Genomic DNA, 22,648 nt, shown 5'->3' on the forward strand with positions numbered 1-22,648 from the left:
CCTCCTACTTTGAAGCTTTTAATTCTAAAATCATATCTCGCACATTCGCGGCTGTTTCAAAATCCAAAGCTTTTGCCGCATCTTTCATTTCTTTTTCTAATTTCATCAATAACGTGTCTTTTTCTTCCTTCGTCATTTCTTCGTACGAGACTTGTACCGCTTCTTTTGTATCATCTTCCGATTCTTTCGTAATAGAAATCAAATCTCGGATTTCTTTAATGATCGTTTTTGGAACGATCCCATGTTCTTCATTGTACTTCTGCTGAATCGTACGACGTCTTGACGTTTCATCCATCGCTAGACGCATAGAATCTGTTACTTTGTCTGCGTACATGATTACTTTACCTTCTTCATTCCGAGCAGCTCGTCCAATCGTTTGGACTAAGGAACGTTCACTACGTAAAAAGCCTTCTTTATCCGCATCCAAGATAGCAACAAGGGAAACTTCAGGTACGTCTAATCCTTCACGAAGCAAATTGATTCCAACTAACACATCAAATTCACCTAATCGAAGATCTCGAATGATTTCTGTTCGTTCCAGCGTTTTGATATCACTATGCAAATATTTGACTTTGATCCCTAATTCTTTGAAATAATCTGTGAGGTCTTCTGCCATTTTTTTCGTCAATGTCGTTACAAACACCCGCTGGTCTTTTTCGACTCGTTCATTTATTTCGCCTACTAGATCATCGATTTGTCCCATGATTGGACGAACTTCGATCACTGGGTCAAGCAGCCCTGTCGGACGGATGATTTGTTGGATAACGGTATCTGTTTGTTCATGTTCATATGGTCCTGGCGTCGCAGAGACATAAATGATCTGATTGACATGTTTTTCAAACTCTTCTAACCGAAGTGGCCGATTGTCTAAAGCAGATGGCAAACGGAAACCGTAATCTACTAGCATCTGTTTTCTCGCTCGGTCACCATTATACATTCCTCTGATTTGAGGCATGGTTACGTGCGATTCGTCCGCCACGATCAAAAAATCTTCAGGAAAGAAATCCAATAGCGTATAAGGCGGTTCACCTTCTTTACGTCCGTCCATATGCCGAGAATAATTTTCAATTCCCGACGTGTAGCCCATTTCTAACATCATTTCAATATCGTAATTGGTTCGCTGTTCTAAACGTTGAGCTTCCAGAAGTTTGTTTTCATTTCGCAAGACAGTTAAACGCTGTTCTAATTCCGCTTTGATATTCGCTACGGCATGCTCCATATGTTCATCATTCGTCACAAAGTGAGTCGCCGGGAAGATTGCTACGTGTTCCGTTTCTCCTAAAACTTCACCTGTCAGTGCATTGACTTCTCGGATACGTTCGACCTCATCTCCAAAAAACTCCACACGTAAGGCACGTTCATCTCTTGAAGCCGGAAAAATCTCCACGACATCACCGCGCACTCGAAAACGACCGCGCTGAAAATCTATATCATTTCTTTCGAATTGGATACTGACTAAGTCACGAATCAACTGATTGCGATCTAGTTCTGCTCCCTGTCGAATCGAAACTACTTGTTTTTGGTACTCAAAAGGCGAGCCTAATCCAAAAATACATGAAACGGATGCAATGACGATCACATCATTTCTTTCTAATAATGAACTAGTAGCCGAATGTCGTAATTTGTCGATCTCATCATTTACACTTGAATCTTTTTCGATATACGTATCGCTTGAAGGCACATAAGCTTCAGGCTGATAATAATCATAATAAGAAACAAAATATTCAACAGCATTGTTAGGGAAAAATTCCTTGAATTCCCCGTACAGCTGACCAGCCAATGTTTTGTTATGGGCAATAATCAGTGTTGGTTTATTCACTTTCTCAATAAGATTGGAAATCGTATATGTTTTCCCTGTTCCAGTCGCACCTAATAAGATTTGTGCTTTTTTCCCGCCGACTACGCCATCCACTAATTGGTTAATCGCTTCAGGCTGATCACCAGCCGGTTGGTATTTCGAGACAAGCTCAAAGTGTCGGGAGGTATCTCTCTCAATCATTCTTCGTCCTCCTTTTCATTCATTCCTTTTCATTTTACGACCAATAAAAAGAAAAGGAAAGCAAAGGCATTCCTTACTAAAAAATTATACCACACCGAACATACTTTCGCCACTTTTTTATCTTATTATACATGTTATGTTTTATAACATAAAATGTTAGAAACTCGCATTTTTTTCATTTTTTCGAGCTTACAGTCTTGTCTGATTCAGCACTTTTCGCCTATAATAATAAAATATTGGAAATTTAGGAGGTTGATTATGAAAAGAAAGCATTTATTTCACTCATTTGTTTTCTTAATGACAGGACTTGTGACACTTGCGTTTGGTCATGTTGCACAAGCTGACAACACTACAACGGCAGAGTCAAGCACAAGCGAGACAATGCAAAAAATAGAGCCCAAAAAAGACGTATACGTAATTGCCAGTGACTCTGCTTTTGCTCCATTTGAATTTCAAAACGCAAAGGGCGAGTACGAAGGCATCGATGTAAAATTGATGGAAAACATCGCCAAACTGCAAGGATTTAACATCCGAATGGACTACCGTGGTTTCTCTGCTGCTTTGCAAGCTTTGGAATCAGGACAAGCAGACGGAATGATTGCCGGAATGACTGTAACAGATGAACGAAAGAAAAGCTATGATTTTTCTGATTCTTACTTTGATAGCGGGATCCAATTAGCTGTCAAAAAAGGAGATACTTCGATCAAGTCTTATGAAGATTTGAAAGGAAAAACAGTCGGAGCAAAAGTTGGTACCGAAAGTGCTGAATTTTTAAGCGACCATGAATCTGAATATGGCTATTCTATCAAATATTTTGATGCTGCTGATCAATTGTACGACGGGTTAAAAGTTGGCGCAATCGATGCAATGATGGATGATTATCCGGTAATCGGTTATGCGATCAAACAAGGACAAGAATTGGAAACACCGATCAAAAAAGAATCTGGCGGAAAATATGCATTTGCCGTTAAAAAAGGACAAAATCCTGAGCTTCTTAATATGTTCAATGAAGGATTGAAAGAATTAAAAAGAACAGGCGAATACGATAAGATTATTAAAGAATATGTAGCGGATGGTTCAGAAACTTCCAGTGAGTCTTCCACTGCTGATGAATCAACATTTCTTGGACTTATCCAAAACAACTATCAAGCATTGTTGAAAGGACTTTGGAGAACAATTCTCCTAACTTTGATCTCCTTTGCTTTGGCTATAGTAATCGGTGTGATTTTTGGATTATTCAGTGTAGCACCAATACGCGCTCTTCGCACAATTGCTAGTATTTATGTCGATATCATCCGAGGAATTCCAATGATGGTTCTTGCGTTCTTTATTTTCTTTGGGTTGCCTGGTATCGTTGGATTTACGATTCCTGACTTCCTTGCTGGTGTTATCACCTTGACTCTTAACGCAAGTGCTTATATCGCAGAGATTGTTCGAGGCGGGATCAACGCCGTTCCTGTCGGACAAATGGAAGCTTCCAGAAGTTTAGGTCTTTCTTATAATCGGACAATGCAAAAAATCATTTTGCCGCAAGCGATACGCATCATGATCCCATCATTCGTCAATCAGTTCGTTATCTCATTAAAAGACACAACGATCATTTCCGCAATCGGTGTAGTCGAATTGCTGCAAACTGGTAAGATCATTGTTGCACGTACAACACAAAGTACGTATGTTTACTTGATCATTGCGATCATGTACTTGATTTTGATCACAGCATTGACAAAATTAGCAAAAGTTTTAGAAAAGAAGGTGAAGTAAGATGGCAGAAAAAATCTTAGTTGAGCATTTAGTCAAAAAATACGGCGATAACACAGTATTAAACGACATCAATGTATCCATCAACGAAGGAGATGTCGTCTGTATCATTGGCCCTTCAGGTTCAGGAAAAAGTACATTCTTGCGTTGCTTGAATCGTTTAGAAGAACCTTCTGACGGTGAAATTATTATTGACGGCGCCCACTTGATGGATAAAAGCACAGATATCAACTTGGTGAGACAACATATCGGAATGGTATTCCAACACTTTAACCTATTCCCTCATCTTTCTATTTTGGAAAACATCATTTTAGCACCGATGGACCTGAAGAAAGAATCTAGAGAAGAAGCAGAGAAAAAAGCAATCAAATTACTGCAGACAGTTGGTCTAGAAGATAAAAAAGATATGTATCCTGAAATGCTTTCTGGTGGACAAAAACAGCGTGTGGCTATTGCTCGTGCTCTAGCGATGAACCCTGACATCATGCTTTTTGATGAGCCTACTTCTGCACTCGATCCTGAAATGGTCGGTGATGTCTTGAACGTCATGAAAAAGTTAGCAGAACAAGGTATGACGATGGTTATCGTTACGCACGAAATGGGGTTCGCTAAAGAAGTGGCCAATCGCGTCATGTTCATTGACGACGGAAACTTTTTAGAAGATGGAACGCCTCAACAAATCTTTGAAAATCCGCAAAATGAACGGACAAAAGATTTCTTGAATAAAGTATTAAATATTTAATAAAAACCAAAAATGCACGGTCGCCATGAAGGGACCGTGTATTTTTATCTTCTTATTTTCTCACCTAATCGTATCAGCCGCATCGCTTGTTTTCCTGCACAAACAAGCAATCGCTCTACCTGTTCCATCGCATAAGAAAGTACCATCGGTTCATTGATGATATCAAGTACATAGTCGATACCACCCTCACTTAATTGAGCTTGATTTTTCTTCTCCATATTATGTAGTTGTGGGACAACTTTCTGACAATCAGCAATTGTGTCAAGAACGGATCAATCCTTTATTGGAGTTGCTCGAAAGGGTCTTCTCTTATTACGGACAGGCTTTGCTCACTGTACATAGACAACAAATCATTATCCTAGTCAATCGGATTTCCAGAGCCTCATTGCTATCATTGCTTGATAAAATCCAGACAAAGTTTAATAAAATGTATCAGTTACAGCTAAACTTTGGAATTGGGTCGCTTTGTTATACAGAGCAAGAGACACCGCAATCTTTCCTTCATGCCAAACAAGTTTGCGAATGGATAGCTTTCCATCAATCTGTGAACGAGATCCGCTTTTTTGAAGATTTAGACCTCGGGATCGTTTTACCAGCAATCCCGTCAGATCAACGAACATTATATGTAAAACGTATTTTGAAAAGCCTGACAGAAGAAGAAGTACATTTGTTCAAGAAGACTTTGGCATGCTTCAGTAAAAATAACGGAAGCATCAAAAATTGCTCAGAAGAATTATTTATTCATAAAAACACCTTGCAATATCGATTGAACAAGTTCCATTCTCTCACTGGTTATACCCCTAGAAACTATGACGATTATCATATTCTAAAGCTGGCTTTTTTGTTGGTACAAACATGACAACTACAAAAAAACCAGGCGAACATATGATTGTTCGTCTGGTTTTTAATTATTAATGACTTAGCGTTTTTACTAGAAAAACTACTTCCGCTTTTTCCCGCCAAAAGCATCTTTAAACTTATCGAAGAAACCGTCTTCTTGCTGTTCTTCAACTTTGATGCCGCCAGCTTCAGCGAATGCACGTAATGCTTCTCTTTGTTGTTCATTTAGATTTTTCGGTGTGATCAGTTTTACTTTGACATGTTGGTCGCCTGTTGCACCACCACGTAACTTCGGAGCGCCTTTTCCACGTAAACGGAAGTTCGTACCTGTCTGTGTTCCAGCAGGGATCTTCAATTTCACATCTCCATGGACAGTTGGTACTTGGACTTCATCCCCCAAAGCTGCTTGTACAAAACTTAAAGGCAATTCATAGTAAATTTCAGAACCTTCACGATCAAAGATATCACTTTCTTCTACACGGAAGACCACATACAAATCACCAAATGGTCCGCCGTTTTCTCCAGCTTCTCCTTGACCAGCTAAACGCATTTGTTGTCCTTCTTCTACACCAGCTGGTACATTCACTTTAACTGAATGTGCTTTCTTCTCATGTCCTGAGCCATGACAGGTTGGACAAGGTTCTTTGATTTCTTTCCCTGTCCCATGACAAACATCACAAGTTTGACGGCTCATCACTCGTCCAAGTGGTGTTTGGCGTTCTACATTAATCGTACCTGCACCATGACATTTATGACAAGTAGTTGGTTGTGTGCCTGGTTTTGCACCGTTCCCACCACAAGTATGACAGATTTCTTCCCGATTATACTTGATTTCTTTTTCTACACCAAAAATCGCTTCTTCAAAAGACAAGTCGACCGTATATTGCAAATCAGCACCTTGACGAGGCGCATTTGGATCGACTGACCGACCGCCTCCTCCAAAGAAAGAGTCGAAGATATCTTCAAAACCACCGAAGCCGCCACCAGAGAAGCCGCCGAATCCACCAAATCCGCCACCAGCTCCACCAGCACCGTAATTTGGATCTGTGCCTGCATGCCCGTATTGGTCATATGCAGCGCGTTTTTGCGGGTCACTTAAAATCTCATATGCTTCTGATACTTCTTTGAATTTTTCTTCCGCATCAGGTTCTTTATTGATGTCAGGATGGTATTTTTTCGAAAGCTTACGATAAGCTTTCTTTATTTCATCTTCTGATGCTCCTTTTGAGAGCCCTAAGACTTCATAATAATCACGTTTTGTTGCCATAGGCTTTCCTCCTATTGGTTCTCATCATTTTCACGTCGCTTGTTATCATATCATATTTTGTTTGAAACAAAAACCGATACTTCAAACTATTTTTCAAAAGAAAAAGCCAAAGTAGCAACTTTGGCCTTCTCTCGAAATTCAGTGAACTGATTATTTATCGTCGCCATCGACTTCTTCAAAATCAGCATCAACGACATCATCTGCTCCGCCTTGAGCTGCTTCTGGGTTTTCTTGAGCTTGTTGTTGTGCCGCTTGTTCGTATAGTTTAACAGTCAAGTTTTGAACGATTTCGTTCAATGCATCGCGTTTAGTTTTCATTTCTTCGATGTTGTTTGCTTCAACAGCGGCTTTCAATTCATCGCGAGCTGTTTCTGCTTTTTTCACTTCTTCTTCGTCCACTTTGCCTTCTAATTCTTTCAATGTTTTGTCCACAGAGAATAGCAATGCATCTACATCATTACGTAGGTCAACTTCCTCTTTACGAGCTTTATCTGCTTCTGCATTTGCTTCTGCATCTTTTACCATACGTTCGATTTCTTCGTCTGTTAGACCTGAAGAAGATTTGATCGTGATTTTTTGTTCTTTTTGTGTACCTAGATCTTTCGCAGATACATTTACAATCCCGTTTTTATCAATATCGAATGTTACTTCGATTTGTGGAATACCACGAGGAGCTGCTGGAATATCTGTCAATTGGAATCTTCCTAGAGTTTTGTTGTCAGCAGCCATTGGGCGTTCACCTTGTAATACATGGATGTCTACTGCTGGTTGATTATCTGCCGCAGTTGAGAATACTTGTGATTTACTTGTTGGAATCGTTGTATTGCGGTCAATCAATTTAGTGAACACTCCACCCATTGTTTCGATACCTAATGACAATGGTGTAACGTCAAGTAAAACAACATCTTTCACATCACCAGTGATCACGCCACCTTGGATAGCAGCACCCATAGCAACTACTTCATCAGGGTTAACTGATTTGTTTGGTTCTTTTCCTGTTTCTTTACGTACTGCTTCTACAACTGCAGGGATACGAGTAGATCCACCGACTAAAATAACTTCGTCGATTTCTGATTGTGATAAACCTGCATCTTTTAGCGCTTGACGTACTGGTACTTTTGTACGTTCTACTAAGTCAGCTGTTAATTCATCAAATTTTGCACGTGTCAATGTCATTTCCAAATGCAATGGTCCAGATTCTCCTGCTGTGATAAATGGCAAGCTGATTTGTGTGCTTGATACGCCAGATAAATCTTTTTTCGCTTTTTCAGCAGCGTCTTTCAAGCGTTGTAAAGCCATTTTGTCTTGAGACAAGTCAATGCTGTTTTCTTTTTTGAATTCTGCTACCATGTAGTCGATGATTTTGTTATCAAAGTCGTCCCCACCTAGATGGTTGTCGCCAGCTGTTGACAATACATCAAAGACACCGTCTCCTAGTTCAAGGATAGATACGTCAAAAGTACCGCCACCAAGGTCGAATACTAAGATTTTTTCGTCGCGATCTGTTTTATCTAAACCATAGGCAAGAGCAGCTGCAGTTGGTTCATTGACGATACGTTCTACTTCTAGACCAGCGATCTTACCAGCATCTTTTGTTGCTTGACGTTGTGCATCATTAAAGTAAGCTGGCACAGTGATAACTGCTTTTTCGACTTTTTCACCTAAATAGTCTTCTGCGAATCCTTTGATATATTGAAGGATCATTGCTGAGATTTCTTGTGGTGTATATGATTTACCTTCTACATCTACTTTGTAACCTGCTTCACCGATATGGCGTTTGATTGATGAAATCGTATTTGGGTTTGTCACAGCTTGACGTTTTGCAACTTCCCCTACTTGGATTTCTCCATTTTTGAATGATACAACAGAAGGTGTTGTACGGTTTCCTTCTGGGTTAGCGATGATTTTTGCTTCGTTTCCTTCCAATACTGCTACTGCAGAGTTAGTCGTACCTAAGTCAATACCGATAATTTTACTCATAATTAACGTCTCCTTCTTTAATTGAAAGTGTAAGTTTTATATCCGCACAATTATTGTGCAACAATGACCATGGTTGGTCTTAACACGCGATCATGTAATTTGTAGCCTTCTTGTAGTACTTCTACAATCGTATCGGCTGGTGTATCTTCAGTCGCTGGAACAGTTTGTACTGCTTGATGAAGATTAGGATCAAAGGCTTCTCCTTTAGCAGGGATTTTTTCAATTCCTTCTTCTTCCAGTGCGTTACGCAAACTTTCCAAGACCATTTCCACGCCTTTTTTCAAACCTGCCCCTTGATCATCTGACACTTCTGTGGCTAATGCACGTTCCAGGTTGTCAATTGATGGAAGTAATTTTTTGGCTAAATCTTGTGAACGGTATTTTTGTAATTGCTCACGCTCATTTTTTCCTCGATTTGCCATATTTGCGATTTCAGCACGAGCCCGCAAGTATTTATCTTCCATTTCTTCTAACTCAGCTTTTAATTTCGCTGTTTCGAATTCTTCCGCTTCAGCTTCTGAAATACCCGAATCTTCTGCAGCTTCGACATCGATTTCCGGTTCTGGCTGAGCATCTGTCATTTCTTTATCTAGTTCTTCTTGATTTTCTTTCACGATACAGTCTTCCTTTCATTATTCAGTCAGCTGTTTGATTGCTCTTACTAAGAAAGAGAGAACGATCAGCTGCAAATAGCTTCGTTATTCACATTACGAGTTTGACAAGTCAAGCGAACGGTAGTAATCAGCAAGTTTAGCTGCTAGTTCTCTTCGATAAACATCGACTAGACCGAACATCCGAGAATAAGGCATACTAGTAGGCCCTAACAAGGCTATTGTACCTCTTCCATGACCATCTATCTCGTAACTTGCTTGAATCATACTCATATTCTGCAATAAATCATTGCCTAATTCAGCACCAATCTTGATATGAATATTGCTATCCATCGGAGTGATCATTTGTGTAAGTCCGTCTGAGTCTTTCATAAAAGAAAACATCGATTTGAACTGATCAAGATCTTGACGGGGCTCATAATCCAAGAGATTCATTTGTCCACTGACATAAACCTTATCTTCAAAAACATGACCAAGAACGGTGTCAAATAACTGAGACATCCCTTCTGTCGTTTGGAAATATTTATGAAGAATCATCGGAATCTCCGTACGAAGTTTATGGTACACCGTCATCAGAGGATCTCCGACTAGACGGTCGTTTACAATCTGTACCATTTTTTCTAGTTCCTGACTTCCCATATATTCGGGAAGAGTGAACACTTGGCTTTCTACATTCCCCATATCTGTTACGACGATAGCAATAATCTGTCGATTATTCAAGGGTACGATACGAAAGCCAGTCAGTCGGCGGTCTTTTATTTCAGGTCCCAATGAAAAAGTCGTATAGCTTGTCAGCTCAGATAATATCTCAGCAGATTGCTTAATAATCTCATTGATTTCATGAAATTCTCTGCCTAGAGACTGACGAATCAGCAGCAAATCATCTTCTGCTACGCGAGCAGGTTTTAACAAATGATCCACGTAATAACGATAGCCTAAAGCAGATGGAATCCGCCCAGAAGAAGAGTGAGTCTTCAACAGCAATCCTTCATCTTCTAATGCTTTCATATCATTGCGAATCGTTGCTGAGCTGGCCTTGACTCCCTCAGACATCAATGTTTTGGAACCAACGGGCACGCCACTACTCGTATAGTGTTGGATGATCAGACGTAAAATGTCGTTTTGTCGCTTTGTTAACATCTTCCTCACCTCTCATTAGCACTCATATATTCTAAGTGCTAATCCACTTATAAATATAGCAAGAAGCCCTTCTCCTGTCAAGAGAAAGACTCCATTTTTTAGCACTCTAAACACAAGAGTGCTAATTCTAAATAATTGATGTAAATCCAGTTATATCAACGTTTCAATAGTCCTTTATTGTATTTTTGAACTTTTTTTATTTAAATTCAGATAAAAAACAAATATTCTTTAAACTATTTTTCAAACAAAAAGCGCTCAAACACATTGTTCCCCAAAAAGGTCCCTCTTGGTGTCAAATAAACACGGTCTTCTTCATTAACAAGTAACCCTTCTTGCTCTAATTCCCTTAGCACATCACCGTACACCGATTCAATTGTTTTTTGATAGCGATCATAGAAATGTTTTTTAGTAATCCCTGTTTTTTTTCTTAGTCCTAAGAACATTTCTTCTTCTATTTGATTTTTTCGTGTCAATTTTTCTTCTTCCAATACCGGGCGTTCATTTGCTCGTAATGGGCGTAAATAGTGTTGGATTGGTCCTTTGTTGCGGTAACGAATATCTCCAAGATAACCGCTAGCACCAGCTCCAAACCCAAAATAGTGGTCATTGTTCCAGTACATGAGGTTATGTTGAGATTCATGTCCGGAGAGCCCAAAGTTACTTATTTCATATTGGTGACGTCCATGCTTTTCCATTGCTTCAATCGTCTCTTCAAACATTCTGGTTTCCGTTTCCTGATCAGGCAGTTCGAGTCTTCCTTGTCGTACCCAGTTCATGAACATTGTTTTGTTTTCGAGGATCAATGAGTACAAAGAATAGTGAGGCAGATCCAAAGCCAAAGCTTTTTCCAAAGTATCCAGATATCCTTCTAGTGTTTGTCCCGGTAATGCATAAATCAAATCGATGCTTACATTGGTAAAATTTTCTGCTTCTAAAAATTGCATAGTTTGATACACATCTTCTGCGGTGTGTTTACGTCCAATTTTTTTCAATAAGCGATTATCAAATGTCTGCACTCCCATGGATAAACGATTGACGCCATAGTTTTTCATTACTTGAAGTTTTTCACGGGTCAAATCACCTGGATTCGCTTCTACAGTAAACTCATTACCATTTTGAAAAGGCAGGATCTCTCTAGCACCTGATAACAGTCGATCAAGTTGTTTAGCAGATAAAGAAGTTGGTGTCCCGCCCCCTACGTAAAGTGTTTCTAAATTCGCTGTCGGATGACTTTCTAGCATTATTTTCATTTCATTCAGCAGCATTTCCACATACTCATCTACTGGCTGCCCTTCTAAAAAAACTTTATTAAAATCACAGTAATAGCAGATATGCTCGCAAAATGGGATATGAATGTACGCAGAAACCTTGTTTTCTGCGGGATTTATTGTTTCTATCATTGAAATTCTTTCTCCTTACGTCGAAAAGTCGTGCCTGTTTTCGACCTTCTTAAAATCGCGTTCAAGCACCAACTCATTGAAATAAGCCGCATATTTAGAATCAAGGAAACCTAGCTCTAAAAATGCTTGCTTATTGTCATCGGAGCTACACGGTGCTTTTACAGCCTCTCGATAAACGGTAATCGCAAAGCTGACCTTCGGCATTAAGTCAAAATCTGCAAAAATATGAAAAGCTATTTTCACAGATTCCTCCTTAAGTGCTCAGACCACAACGCTTTGCTTACAACCTCTCATATACGCATACTAAACGTATTTGGCGAACAAATCCACTAAAAAATCCAAGAATCGACTTCTTGGATGATTTTTTCTTTCATTAAACTGGTTACCTAGTTATATATCTCTAGGGTTGTTTTCATGTCTGAGTGCCCGATATGATTTATTTTTCGTTTCTATAATTACTTTTTGCCTTCCAGTTTCTTTTAATATTGTACTCAAGCAAGTGGGAATTGGTTCTTTTGTCATCCATGTATGCAAAATGTTATAATGCTGGTAAACAAAAATGATTACCTGTCATTTTTATTTAGTTCGTATTTAATTAAGTTGACTATCTGTATACTCTGTCTAAAACTTAAGAATTGTTGTTTTCGCTGTCGCTACCCAATTTTAATGAATGTCTGTAGGTTAAAACTGTTGTCCTTGTTATAGATAGTAAAGGAGAGCTTGAAAATGAAAACTGCGATTACGTTTCTATTAGAGGAATATGCCGATTGGGAAGGTGCTTATATTACTAGCACACTAAACCAAAATGAGAAATGGCAAAACAAAACTGCTTCTATCCAATCAGAGGTCACTTCCATTGGAGGATTAAAAACAAAAATCGATTACTTAATCGAACAAATACCTGAAAAAGTTGACCTTTTTATTATGATCGGTGGCAATTCATGGGACATAAAAAATCATCATTTATATCAAATAATCGATAAATTGTTAAAAACAGACGTACCAGTAGCTGCTATTTGTGGGGCAGTTGATTATTTAGCTCAGAGCGGATTATTGCAAGGTTACAAACACACCGGAAATGCGCAATTTCCTTGGTTAGAATCGGAAAATTATCAGAATAAAGAAGATTTTATAGAACAACAAGCTGTGAAAGATCGTAATTTGATTACTGCGAATGGAACAGCTCCTATAGAATTCACAGACTTGATTCTTCAAGCAGTCCATTTTGAAACAGAAGAAATAAGAGAAAAAACGATTCGTCTATACAAACTTGGATTCTATGATTACTATAAAAAGTACGGAGATCCTTTCTCCTAATCATTCTCTTCAATTAAATACTCCTTATCAATAGTGTGACAAGTAATTTTACTGATGATTATTTGTCACACTTTTTCTGACATTTATCAAAGAAGATACACTCTATTTATATTCATAGACAAGGTTTTACGGATTCAAAAATTCAGGATTATGCTATACTGGTATTAAAAAAATAATGAGGTATTTTATATGAAAAAGTTAGGTTTTATTTTATTGTTGGTCTCTTTATTCCTTGTAGGATGTACGTCTCCTAGTAAAGAAAATAGTGATCCATCTGCGACCACAGACAAAAGTTCAATCAGACAAACCAGTTCAGCTGAAAAATCAAGTACTCAGAAATCAGCTTCTACTGAAACGAATACATCTTCAACAAGCAGTAAAGTCTCAGAGCCCAATACTTCTTCTACATCTAGTAGTACAGTTGAGACAAATATTTCTTCTTCAACAATAGACACAACCTCCTCACAGTCTTCTCAGTCAATAGATCCGTTAGCAGGATATTCTGATCTACAAATTGAGTACGCACGTGTTTGGCTAGCTATTAGAGGTAATACTTTTAGAGATACATCGGGTGATTTCGAATTACATGTTATTCATTATCCTGCAGGAACACCTATCGCCCCTTATGATGCAGGGAGTGCAGTCTATCCGAAAGATGTGGTTATGCTCACTGGGAAATACAGTTACCAGGGAGTTTTAGTGTATTCAAGTAACCATGACGGGACAATCACTAGTTATCCAGTTCCTTCACATTGGCAAATGCCTGCAGATCAAACATCTTATCCAGCGTTCATTAGAGAAACAACTCAAGAAATCATTGATAATGCATCTGTAGTAGCTATTCCTACAGGAAATCCCAATGACGTGAAACAGTTAATCGATGTGACAGTTATAGATAATTAGACTTTCTAATATGTTATACAAAAAGAAGCTGACAGCATTTTGTCAGCTTCTTTCACTTTCTTTTCTATTTAGATTTATTGGTCTTTGATAGACTCCAAGGCAGGAAAAAATTTTTTAAATAAACGTTTGCAAAACAGTCGCTTTTCTATCTTCTACCGCTACTTCTGCATAGGCACCATTAATCAATGTCAGTTGTGGCGGTACATGACCACAATCAATATCATACAAGATCGGTAGTTTTAATTCCTTTGACAGATCTTCGTATACATCCTTCATTTTATAATCTAACAAATCCTCTGCCGCACTTCTACCGAACATGATCCCCGAGCTGCCATCAAACCAGCCTGCCAGTTTCATCTGAACAAGTGATCTTCTTAAATCAACTGACGATAGCTCACAGTTTTCTAGAAACCACAAGATCGGCTTTCCATCATTATACTTTCTTTTAAAAGATTGGACATCTCCATAAGGAGTACCGATTAAATGCCTGATCGTATCAATACAACCACCTAATAATCGTCCCTTCATCCTTACTGCATCTCCGCTGACTGATTGCCAATTTGTTGGTTCAGTGAGATGGAAAACAGAAGATGATGAATGCTCATGGGGCCACACTTTTTGATACTTTTCAGAAGATTGCTGTAGAATCGATTCTCCTTCTCTTGTTTTCAGTACACTTTCCCACATTGCTGTCGTTTCATCCAAGTACTCTCCTCTTAAATCAATAAGGTTAGTTCCATGTGCAGTGGCTATCCCTGTTTTTAATGTGACAGCAAGTAGCAACGTACTAATATCTGAATAACCTACTATCCATTTTGGTTGTAGAGCATCAAAATCGACAAAATCGAGAATCTCAATCAATAATTCTCCTCCCCAAGTCGGAAAGATCATTTGGATATTTTCATCTTGCATCATTTGATTGAATTCATCTGCTCGTTTTCTTGCTGGACCTGATTTTTCCTTATCTTGCGTCCAAAGCGTCTTTCCAGTAACTACTTGGAAAGATTTTTCTTCCATTCTCTTTAAAGCTGATTCGAGTAACGAATGGTGTTCCTCTGATACGCCTGAGGATGGTGCAGTAACCCCAATCGTTGCATTTCTTTCTAATAATGGATAACTTATCATGTTGCTTCACCTCCAAGTATGCACTATTTTACTTGGTTAATTGTTTTTTTCGTTTGCCGGCATCAAAAATATCGGCATCTCAAGTAGCTGGATGATTTTGTTTAAGTCAACCGTTTGGATGACCATCGTTTGATCTGGTCTACCTGGTGCAAAAACAAGTTTTTCATTTGATAAGAGCTCTTCATCAATAATAATCGGAATCTGTTTTTCATAACCAAACGGAGAAACAGCGCCCTGCTTTTGTCCCGTTTGTTCTTCCATGCGTTCTGATGAAACAATAGAAAGCCTTTTACCGACGATCTTCCCTAATGCTTTGAAATCCGTTTGTTTCGTAGTAAAAGTCAGATATACGTAGTTATTATCTTTTTTATCTTTTAAGAATAAGCTTTTGGTCTCTGTACCTGTAAATCCTTGTTCTTTCTTTATTACCAAAGCATCTTCATTTGTATAAATGGCTCGATGATGATACAACTCAAAATATATATTTTCGTGTAAGAATTTCTTTGCCAAGTCAATCATTTTTATGTCTCTTTTCTATTTTATTATTTGAGACATCTTATCATATAAATATAGCGGTTACAACATTACTTGTGTTTTGTTCGTTTTTTATACATAACTATTGTTTTTCTGGTAAAATAAATCAAACCACTTAATGGAGGCGTTTTAGAATGGAAAAATTTCAGCCGATCATCAATCAAATCAAAGAAAAAGAACATCAACAAAAGATCAAAGACCTTTTTGCTAAGATAACAGAAACGTATCCCCAGCTAGACACAACTGTAAAATGGAACCAACCTATGTTTACTGACCATGGTACCTTTATTATTGCATTTAGTTTTGCTAAAAATCATTTTTCTATCGCACCGGAAAAAGCAGCGATTCGTGCCCTTGAAAAAAATATCCAAGAAGCAGGCTACGTATATACGGATAACGTCATCAAAGTTCCTTGGAAAAGTGTAATCAACTGGGAATTGATTGAACAATTGATTTCATTTAATATTGAAGATAAAAAAGGTCATGATAAATTTTGGCGATAAAGCTTTATACGAATAAACCTTTTACTGGCGAGGAAACTATTCATCACCTTATACAGGTTTTGTTCAATCCTATCCTTTTTATCATCCCTGGTTAAACACTTAATTGACAAAGTATCTGCTATTTTTATAAGGAGTCTTTCTTGTGCTGAAAAAAATCACTGATTGAATGGCTTTGAATTTTCTACTTAGTAAAATTATTTTTTCAGCAATTTTCCTGCAAAACTTTTGAATAAGGAAAAAATACGAGAAAATATCAGTGATCTTTCATAATACTGCCCATTATTTTCAGGTATATTTAAATATAATATCACTTTAGGAGAGAACGAATTTCTTTAGAGAAATAAAAGTTAGAATTTTCTGACTTGATTTTTACAATGACCTTAATTAAAATCGTTCTTTCTACATTTCGTGATTAAGCAAATATCAACTAAGTCAGTAGAACCATTCACATAGGAGGGTGAACATTGAAAGATTTTTACTCAGTAAATGAATTAGCCGAACAATTAGGTGTTACTACACGTTCTATCAGAAATTATCTTCATGAAGGAAAACTAAAAGGAACAAAGGTTGGCGGGCAATGGAAATTTTCTGAACGTAATCTTTTTGAGTTCCTATACGGAGATCAAGCAGAGGAAGCAGCAAAAGAAATGCAGCGATTCATGCTAAATGCACCAATCACGATGCGTTTCAACCTTCAATATCGTGATTTTACAGCAATCAATCAATTCCGAGAACAATTAGTCCAGTACCATAACGATGTTTACGCAAATAAAAAAGACCGTCTTTTACAATACGATCTTTATAAAGACAATCATGCGGAGATACTAATCGGTGGTAACTTCAATTATGTCGTAAACTTTAGTCAATGGATCAATGAAAAATTATTGATCCAGACAGATATTTCCCTTGTATCTTAAACAATTAAAAAGCGCTAGAAATTCCAGAGATGTTGGAAATTCTAGCGCTATTTTTTTAGGCTCTTTGTCAAATGATGTTGGTAAAGAGAAATCTTAGAATAATTTGGACAGAACAGAAAGAAGAAAACCTCTTTCTGTTCTGTTTATTTGGTTAAAAATGTTTTGCCATGACGAATCATAATTCGTAGTTTGAAATTGTAAAAGTTGCGAAAGCCGTACGCATTGCGTTTTAATACTTTGATGTGGTTGTTTAAGCATTCCAATGGTCCGTTTGAATAGCTGTAGTGAAGCGCATTTTGGATCTGTGGCAGAAACTTTTTAAACGTTCGTAAAGTGGTTGTATAGGTTTCTGGCAGACCGCTAATGTCTCTAGTTAAACAATCCTCAAATAGTGACTGATCTCTTTTCTTTACCGCATAAAGAATGTCTTGGTATAACTGATAGCCTTGGCGTAAGTTGGGACAAGCAGCTAACAGTCGATCGGCAATCTCACTTTCAGTCAAATAATCTTTAAAACTGGCACGCCAAACCCGTTTTTCATAGTTTAACTTTGCTTCTTCTTTTTGTAGGAGTTTCCAATAGCGCTTCAATTTTTTCCCTAACCCTCGTTGAGAGTGGGAATTTCCTTTAAGTCGTACCGTGGTTTCTTTCACTCGATGATTCAAGAAAGTTCTGCCAATATGTTGGACGATGTGGAAACGATCGATGATCAACTGAGCATTCGGGAAAAGCTTTTTCACCAACGAAACATAAGGCGCATACATATCAATAACAATCAATTGAACGGCTTCACGAGTCGCTAATGAAAACCGAGAAAAATAGCGTTCTAAATAAGGCAAGCGTCGATTTTCGACAATATCCAATAATGCATGGCTTTGTCCGTCCATCATGATAAAACTCATTGCACTGGCAACACTTCGAACCGATTTGAATTCATCAAAGCATAAGACCTTTGGCAAAGTCTGTTTGAAAGGATTCAATGGGCGGTAGAATCGCTTCATGACACGATAGACCGAAGAAGTGGAAATATTTTTCTGACGAGCGATTTCCGTCATGGAAGTATTCTCTTTTAAGCGAGCAATGACAGACCAACGAACTTTTTGACTAATGAAACAGTGTTTTTCAGCAACAGAGGTATCCGCTACGAATGTTCTTTGGCAAGACTTACATTTAAATCGTTGTTTCTTCAGCTCCAGATAAGTGCGATACTCAGACACATCATTCAGTAACAACCGAACGGTTGTCGTCCCCCAACGAATGATCCTAGAGGGGACGACACAAAGACAATGGGAACACTCTTCTGGCTTGTACAGAAGAGTTCCTTTGTAAATCAAGCAAATTTGCCCTTTGTATTTTTCTTTAGTTAAACAATTTTCCTCGAAATAGATATTTAGGTCTAGAATATTTAGGGTATCTTTGATAAGCTGAGTATGAGACATCTTGAATCCTCCTATGAATTGGTAGCCAAATTAATTCTAAAGGATTTCAGGGTGTCTTTTCTATATTTTTTTATACAAAAAAGATGTTGGTGAAGTTCACCAACATCAAAAAGTATAGAGCCTTTTTTTATAAGTACTTACTGTTTGGTTCAAACAAATATTTTTTTAATAAATGAAATTTTACCATCTTTATCCTCAAATAAAGACCGTGACCATGCTTCCTACTACGATCAGCAATAATCCGATAATCGTTAATTTTTTTTCTTTTGGTGTCTTATTTTCATGCAGGATGTACATACCGCCTAATGTAGAGATAACTACGTTTAGCTGTGTAATGATATATGCAGTAGCAACCCCATTTTCATTTGCTGAAAAAATATAAGCCAATGCTGACACACTAAAGATGGCTCCAACGATCGTTGCTTTCCAACTCTTGTCTTCAGAAAATGCGGTTGGTTTACGGAAAATCACATAAATCACTGCCCCTAAAAAGACACCGATCATTTGCGGAAAGAAAATGGAAAGTCCGCTTGCATCAACTAGTTTAGGCAATGCACTGTATACCCAATAACCAATACTTGTTGATGCTAATAGACTAATTCCTTTTGTGATACCGCCTTTTTTTCCAGGATCATCACTGATTGCCGTTAAAGCAGAACCAAATACAAGAAGAATGATTGCTGCTGCTCCAATGATTTTCCCCATACTTCCAGACCATTCTCCAAAAGCGAAGACACCAATCAACGAGGTTCCGACTAACTGTAATGCAGTCGAAATTGGCATCGTTTTAGAAACACCAATCAAGTTGAAAGATGTATACTGTCCTGTTTGTCCAATAACCCAAAATGCACCAGAAAGTAAACTAATCAAAAATGTAGTCACTGAAATACCAGCTGGAGAAGCGAATAATTGAACGAGTAAGCCGACAAGCACCGCTCCAATACCAGTTCCTAATATCTCATTTGTTGGTCTGCCACCAATCTTTTTCAAAATCAGTGGCTGGATCCCCCAGCCAACTGCCGGGATCAATGCAATCAATAAACCCATTTTTATTCACCCTTATCCTTTTCCACCTTGGAAAGAAGGATATAAAGTCATCCCACCATCTGCAAATAGTGTAATACCTGTAACATAACTGGATTCGTCTGAAGCCAACCATGCAGCTGTCGCCGCTATTTCTTTTGGTTCACCTACGCGTCCTAGTGGGATCATACTTTCCAAGAGTTCTTTTTGTTCAGGATCATCAAATTTTGCCGCATTAATAGGTGTACGGATAGCACCAGGGCCTATACTATTGATTCTGATTCCCTTCGGTGCATACTCCATTGCTACCGTTTCGGTAAATAATTTTACCCCGCCTTTTGAAGCAGCGTAATGAGCAAACGTTGGCCATGGGATCTGTTCATGAACAGAAGACATATTGATGATATTTCCTTTTTTATTATTCTCTGTAAAGTAATTTAAAGCCGCTTTCGTTCCGATAAAAACGCCAGTCAAATTGACTTTTAACACTCTTTCCCAATCTTCAAGGCTAAGTTCATGGGTTGGATGCTGATTTTCCATCCCAGCATTATTAACCCAAACGTCCAGTGTCCCAAAATTTTCTAAAGCCGTATCAAGTAAACGCTGTATTCCTTCTTCAGAACTGACATCTGCTTGTACAGAGACTGCTTTTCCGCCTGCCTCTTCGATTGCTTTGACTGCTTTTTCTGCTCCTTCTTTATCCGAGTTATAGTTGACAACTACATTCATTTTTTCTTTCCCGAATCGTTGAGCAATCGCTGTTCCAATCCCCTTTGAGCCACCAGTTACTACTGCGACTTTGTTTTCTAATTCCTTGTACATAGTACCCACTCCTTTTTCATACCTAAACCTGTTATTACGGATAACTTTTATTTCCGCCTTAAAGTGAGTGTACACCAAGATATATAGTCTAAAGCAAATGATACGCTCTAGCAATCGTTTTCATGAATTGCTAGTGTCCTTTTATTTCTATAAAGAAAGAGGTTGTGACAGAAGTGGTCAGCTTCAAGAAATTTCGGCTTATTTCCGAAGAAGCTACTTCTGAAAAACCATTTATTTGGAAAAAAAGGCTGTGACAAGACTTTTGTCACAGCCCCTTTCCTGGGCTTATTTATCACCCATTTTATTGTAATTGCTAGTTATACATAAACAAGAGATTTTATGCATAATGTTTTATTGCTGAGAAAAATATTCAGCTGTTGCTTGTTCATCCTCCTTGAGTTGTTCAATCAATTCCTCTACACTAGAAAATTTCACTTGATCTCTTAAAAATTGATTCCAGCGTACCGCGACATGTTCACCATAGATATCTTGATTAAAGTCCAAAATATACAACTCTACAGTCAGCTCCCGTCCTTCACCGAATGTATCATTATGTCCAATTGAACCCATGGCTGGATACCATGTTTCCCCAATTTTTATTTCCGACACATAAACACCTTCTTTAGGCAAATGAACCGTGCTCTTTACTTTGACATTTGCTGTAGGGAATCCTAGTAGTCTGCCTCGTGCATCGCCATGGACAACTACCCCTTCTACCTCATATGTGCAACCTAATAGTTTTGCTGCTTCTTTTACTTGTCCGCTGTCTAGTAATCCACGAATACGGGTAGAGCTGATTTTTTCACCTTGTTCTTCTTCTTTAGAAACTGTGACGATTTTGAATCTTCCTTTGGCATATTCAGGAAAATGAGCGACATCTGCAATGTCTTTTGGTCCATACGTATAATCAAAACCGGAAACAGCATATTTTGCATGTAACCCTACGATGTATTGATCAACAAATTCCTGCGGTGCTAAATGAGCAAAAGAAGAAGTAAAATCAACTTCATATAAATAATCTATACCCAAAGCGGCCATTTTTTCTTCTTTTTGCTTAAGGCTAGTCAAATATTTCACGCTGCTAGGATCGATCTTTTTAAAGACAATAGATGGATGCTGATTGAAAGTCATCAATGCTAATTTCAATCCTTCTTTTTGTGCAATTTCCATACCTGTCTTTATGACTTTCTGGTGTCCGATATGCACGCCGTCGAAAAATCCCAGCACTAAAACGACATCGTCTTCTGGAATTTGTTCTGATTGGTAAGGATGTCTGATCTTGATGATATTCATTCGTTATTCCTCATTTCTCAATACTTTACTAGGTTTTAATTTGTTTTTTTCTTTCGGGTTTGGCTGATAAATACTGACAACTTTTCCTTTATAAAACAAAGCAATTTCTTCTGACGGCATTTCTGGGAGCGCAAATACAGTATAATCAAGTCTCATACCGTTTTTTACTTTCTGCCATACTTCATCAGTAATATCTACTCGTTTGAACCGTTCCACTCCTTTTTCTATTGGCAGCAAACAATCATCGATTGTCCCATTTTTCACAGCTTGAGCTACTTCTTCTAATGTCAGAGCATCCTTCTGGGACATACCGGCACTTGCTGTTCGGGTCAGATCAGACATGTGCGCAGGGTAACCAAGTTTCTTGCCTGTATCTACAGCTAATGTGCGGACATAGGTTCCTTTCCCGCATTCTACTTCGAAGCGCCAAGAAATGGTTCCTGTCACTTCGTCTCTTGTCAATTCACTTGTCCGGATAAAACGGTAAATCTGAGCCTTTCTAACAGGACGCTCCACTGTTTCATTATTGCGGGCATATTCATATAACCGCTTACCGTTGACTTTTACCGCTGAGTACATTGGTGGTATCTGGGTGATCTCACCAATAAATGAAGCCATCACTTCATCTATTTTTTTTTCAGATAAAGACATATCTACTGGTTTTGTTTCTACCCGTTCTCCGGATCGATCTTCCGTCGTTGTACTGAAACCTAGAGTTATCTCGCCTACATAGATTTTCCCAGAATCTGTCAAATATTCGATAACTTTTGTGGCTTTTCCAATACAAATGGGCAACACACCGTCTACGTCTGGGTCAAGCGTACCCCCATGTCCGATTTTTTTCGTATGTAAGATTTTTCTTAATTTGAATACGCAATCATGACTTGTCATTCCGCGTTCTTTCCATAAAGGTAATAACCCGTCCATGTCTTTTCTCCATTTCATTTTTGATTTAACTGAATTATTATAACACATTGCATCAATTACTGACGAATTTGACATCATAATGAACGGTTTTTATTTTTCGGCAATAAA

Annotated in this window: 22 protein-coding genes; 7 read left to right on the forward strand and 15 right to left on the reverse strand. The window is 38.2% G+C overall.

Translation table 11 applies throughout. The features are described from left to right. Window positions 1-4: 4 nt before the first annotated feature. Complete coding sequence (uvrB, locus tag ACIFUW_RS07980; protein WP_002294444.1) at window positions 5-1,999, reverse strand: excinuclease ABC subunit UvrB; 1,995 nt, start codon at window positions 1,997-1,999, stop codon at window positions 5-7. A 258-nt stretch (window positions 2,000-2,257) separates the two neighbouring features. On the opposite strand from uvrB, the gene ACIFUW_RS07985 reads away from it, so the two are divergent. Both ACIFUW_RS07985 and ACIFUW_RS07990 read left to right on the forward strand, forming a co-directional pair. After that, window positions 2,258-3,760, forward strand: a complete 1,503-nt coding sequence (locus ACIFUW_RS07985; RefSeq protein WP_002296521.1) for an amino acid ABC transporter substrate-binding protein/permease — start codon at window positions 2,258-2,260, stop codon at window positions 3,758-3,760. Window position 3,761: 1 nt separating this feature from the next. Then, window positions 3,762-4,499: an amino acid ABC transporter ATP-binding protein gene (locus ACIFUW_RS07990; protein WP_002292113.1), complete on the forward strand. Its 738-nt coding sequence runs from the start codon at window positions 3,762-3,764 to the stop codon at window positions 4,497-4,499. 44 nt (window positions 4,500-4,543) lie between these two features. Here the strand turns inward: ACIFUW_RS07990 and ACIFUW_RS07995 are convergent, their stop codons facing one another. Further along, the gene (locus ACIFUW_RS07995) at window positions 4,544-4,717 is read right to left on the reverse strand and encodes a hypothetical protein (RefSeq protein ID WP_002296523.1); all 174 of its coding nucleotides are present in this window, start codon (window positions 4,715-4,717) and stop codon (window positions 4,544-4,546) included. Between the two features lie 11 nt (window positions 4,718-4,728). Here ACIFUW_RS07995 and ACIFUW_RS08000 point away from each other — a divergent pair, with 11 nt between their 5' ends. Then, the gene (locus ACIFUW_RS08000) at window positions 4,729-5,358 is read left to right on the forward strand and encodes a PucR family transcriptional regulator (RefSeq protein WP_002296524.1); all 630 of its coding nucleotides are present in this window, start codon (window positions 4,729-4,731) and stop codon (window positions 5,356-5,358) included. 81 nt (window positions 5,359-5,439) lie between these two features. Here ACIFUW_RS08000 and dnaJ read toward each other — a convergent pair whose 3' ends face one another. The 6 genes from dnaJ to ACIFUW_RS08030 form a co-directional block, all read right to left on the reverse strand. Beyond that, a complete protein-coding gene (dnaJ, locus tag ACIFUW_RS08005; RefSeq protein WP_002289374.1) occupies window positions 5,440-6,606 on the reverse strand; it encodes a molecular chaperone DnaJ in 1,167 nt (388 codons plus the stop codon). A gap of 150 nt (window positions 6,607-6,756) precedes the next feature. Next, window positions 6,757-8,586 (reverse strand): molecular chaperone DnaK, encoded by a 1,830-nt coding sequence (dnaK, locus tag ACIFUW_RS08010; protein ID WP_002292134.1) that lies wholly within the window; start codon window positions 8,584-8,586, stop codon window positions 6,757-6,759. A gap of 50 nt (window positions 8,587-8,636) precedes the next feature. Then, window positions 8,637-9,200: a nucleotide exchange factor GrpE gene (gene grpE / locus ACIFUW_RS08015; RefSeq protein WP_002296525.1), complete on the reverse strand. Its 564-nt coding sequence runs from the start codon at window positions 9,198-9,200 to the stop codon at window positions 8,637-8,639. 93 nt (window positions 9,201-9,293) lie between these two features. Then, on the reverse strand, window positions 9,294-10,337 hold the full coding sequence (gene hrcA / locus ACIFUW_RS08020; RefSeq protein WP_002289532.1) for a heat-inducible transcriptional repressor HrcA: 1,044 nt from the start codon (window positions 10,335-10,337) through the stop codon (window positions 9,294-9,296). Window positions 10,338-10,570: 233 nt separating this feature from the next. Then, on the reverse strand, window positions 10,571-11,737 hold the full coding sequence (gene hemW / locus ACIFUW_RS08025; RefSeq protein WP_002289534.1) for a radical SAM family heme chaperone HemW: 1,167 nt from the start codon (window positions 11,735-11,737) through the stop codon (window positions 10,571-10,573). A gap of 15 nt (window positions 11,738-11,752) precedes the next feature. Further along, the gene (locus ACIFUW_RS08030) at window positions 11,753-11,980 is read right to left on the reverse strand and encodes an adenosine deaminase (protein WP_002300943.1); all 228 of its coding nucleotides are present in this window, start codon (window positions 11,978-11,980) and stop codon (window positions 11,753-11,755) included. Between the two features lie 483 nt (window positions 11,981-12,463). On the opposite strand from ACIFUW_RS08030, the gene ACIFUW_RS08035 reads away from it, so the two are divergent. Both ACIFUW_RS08035 and ACIFUW_RS08040 read left to right on the forward strand, forming a co-directional pair. Next, window positions 12,464-13,054: a type 1 glutamine amidotransferase family protein gene (locus tag ACIFUW_RS08035; RefSeq protein ID WP_002289535.1), complete on the forward strand. Its 591-nt coding sequence runs from the start codon at window positions 12,464-12,466 to the stop codon at window positions 13,052-13,054. 189 nt (window positions 13,055-13,243) lie between these two features. Continuing rightward, the gene (locus ACIFUW_RS08040; RefSeq protein ID WP_002289536.1) at window positions 13,244-13,957 is read left to right on the forward strand and encodes a hypothetical protein; all 714 of its coding nucleotides are present in this window, start codon (window positions 13,244-13,246) and stop codon (window positions 13,955-13,957) included. 114 nt (window positions 13,958-14,071) lie between these two features. On the opposite strand, the gene ACIFUW_RS08045 is transcribed toward ACIFUW_RS08040, so the two are convergent. Then, entirely contained in the window at window positions 14,072-15,082 is a 1,011-nt protein-coding gene (locus ACIFUW_RS08045; RefSeq protein ID WP_002289537.1) for a S66 family peptidase, read from the reverse strand. A 36-nt stretch (window positions 15,083-15,118) separates the two neighbouring features. Then, a complete protein-coding gene (locus ACIFUW_RS08050; RefSeq protein WP_002294466.1) occupies window positions 15,119-15,601 on the reverse strand; it encodes a YbaK/EbsC family protein in 483 nt (160 codons plus the stop codon). 149 nt (window positions 15,602-15,750) lie between these two features. Here ACIFUW_RS08050 and ACIFUW_RS08055 point away from each other — a divergent pair, with 149 nt between their 5' ends. Then, window positions 15,751-16,119 (forward strand): iron chaperone, encoded by a 369-nt coding sequence (locus ACIFUW_RS08055; protein WP_002294467.1) that lies wholly within the window; start codon window positions 15,751-15,753, stop codon window positions 16,117-16,119. A 464-nt stretch (window positions 16,120-16,583) separates the two neighbouring features. Continuing rightward, window positions 16,584-17,036, forward strand: coding sequence for a helix-turn-helix domain-containing protein (locus ACIFUW_RS08060; protein WP_002296526.1), 453 nt, complete (start codon window positions 16,584-16,586; stop codon window positions 17,034-17,036). Window positions 17,037-17,179: 143 nt separating this feature from the next. Here the strand turns inward: ACIFUW_RS08060 and ACIFUW_RS08065 are convergent, their stop codons facing one another. The 5 genes from ACIFUW_RS08065 to truB all read right to left on the reverse strand — a co-directional run bounded on the left by ACIFUW_RS08065 (window position 17,180) and on the right by truB (window position 22,540). Further along, window positions 17,180-18,475, reverse strand: coding sequence for an ISL3 family transposase (locus tag ACIFUW_RS08065; RefSeq protein WP_002296623.1), 1,296 nt, complete (start codon window positions 18,473-18,475; stop codon window positions 17,180-17,182). Between the two features lie 195 nt (window positions 18,476-18,670). Continuing rightward, window positions 18,671-19,522 (reverse strand): GRP family sugar transporter, encoded by an 852-nt coding sequence (locus ACIFUW_RS08070; RefSeq protein WP_002288523.1) that lies wholly within the window; start codon window positions 19,520-19,522, stop codon window positions 18,671-18,673. A 12-nt stretch (window positions 19,523-19,534) separates the two neighbouring features. Next, on the reverse strand, window positions 19,535-20,320 hold the full coding sequence (locus ACIFUW_RS08075; protein ID WP_002288522.1) for an SDR family oxidoreductase: 786 nt from the start codon (window positions 20,318-20,320) through the stop codon (window positions 19,535-19,537). 351 nt (window positions 20,321-20,671) lie between these two features. Then, on the reverse strand, window positions 20,672-21,613 hold the full coding sequence (ribF, locus tag ACIFUW_RS08080) for a riboflavin biosynthesis protein RibF (protein WP_002288521.1): 942 nt from the start codon (window positions 21,611-21,613) through the stop codon (window positions 20,672-20,674). A gap of 3 nt (window positions 21,614-21,616) precedes the next feature. Then, on the reverse strand, window positions 21,617-22,540 hold the full coding sequence (truB, locus tag ACIFUW_RS08085) for a tRNA pseudouridine(55) synthase TruB (protein WP_002288520.1): 924 nt from the start codon (window positions 22,538-22,540) through the stop codon (window positions 21,617-21,619). Window positions 22,541-22,648 lie beyond the last annotated feature (108 nt).

Source organism: Enterococcus sp. PLH-Efm8 (assembly GCF_053011625.1).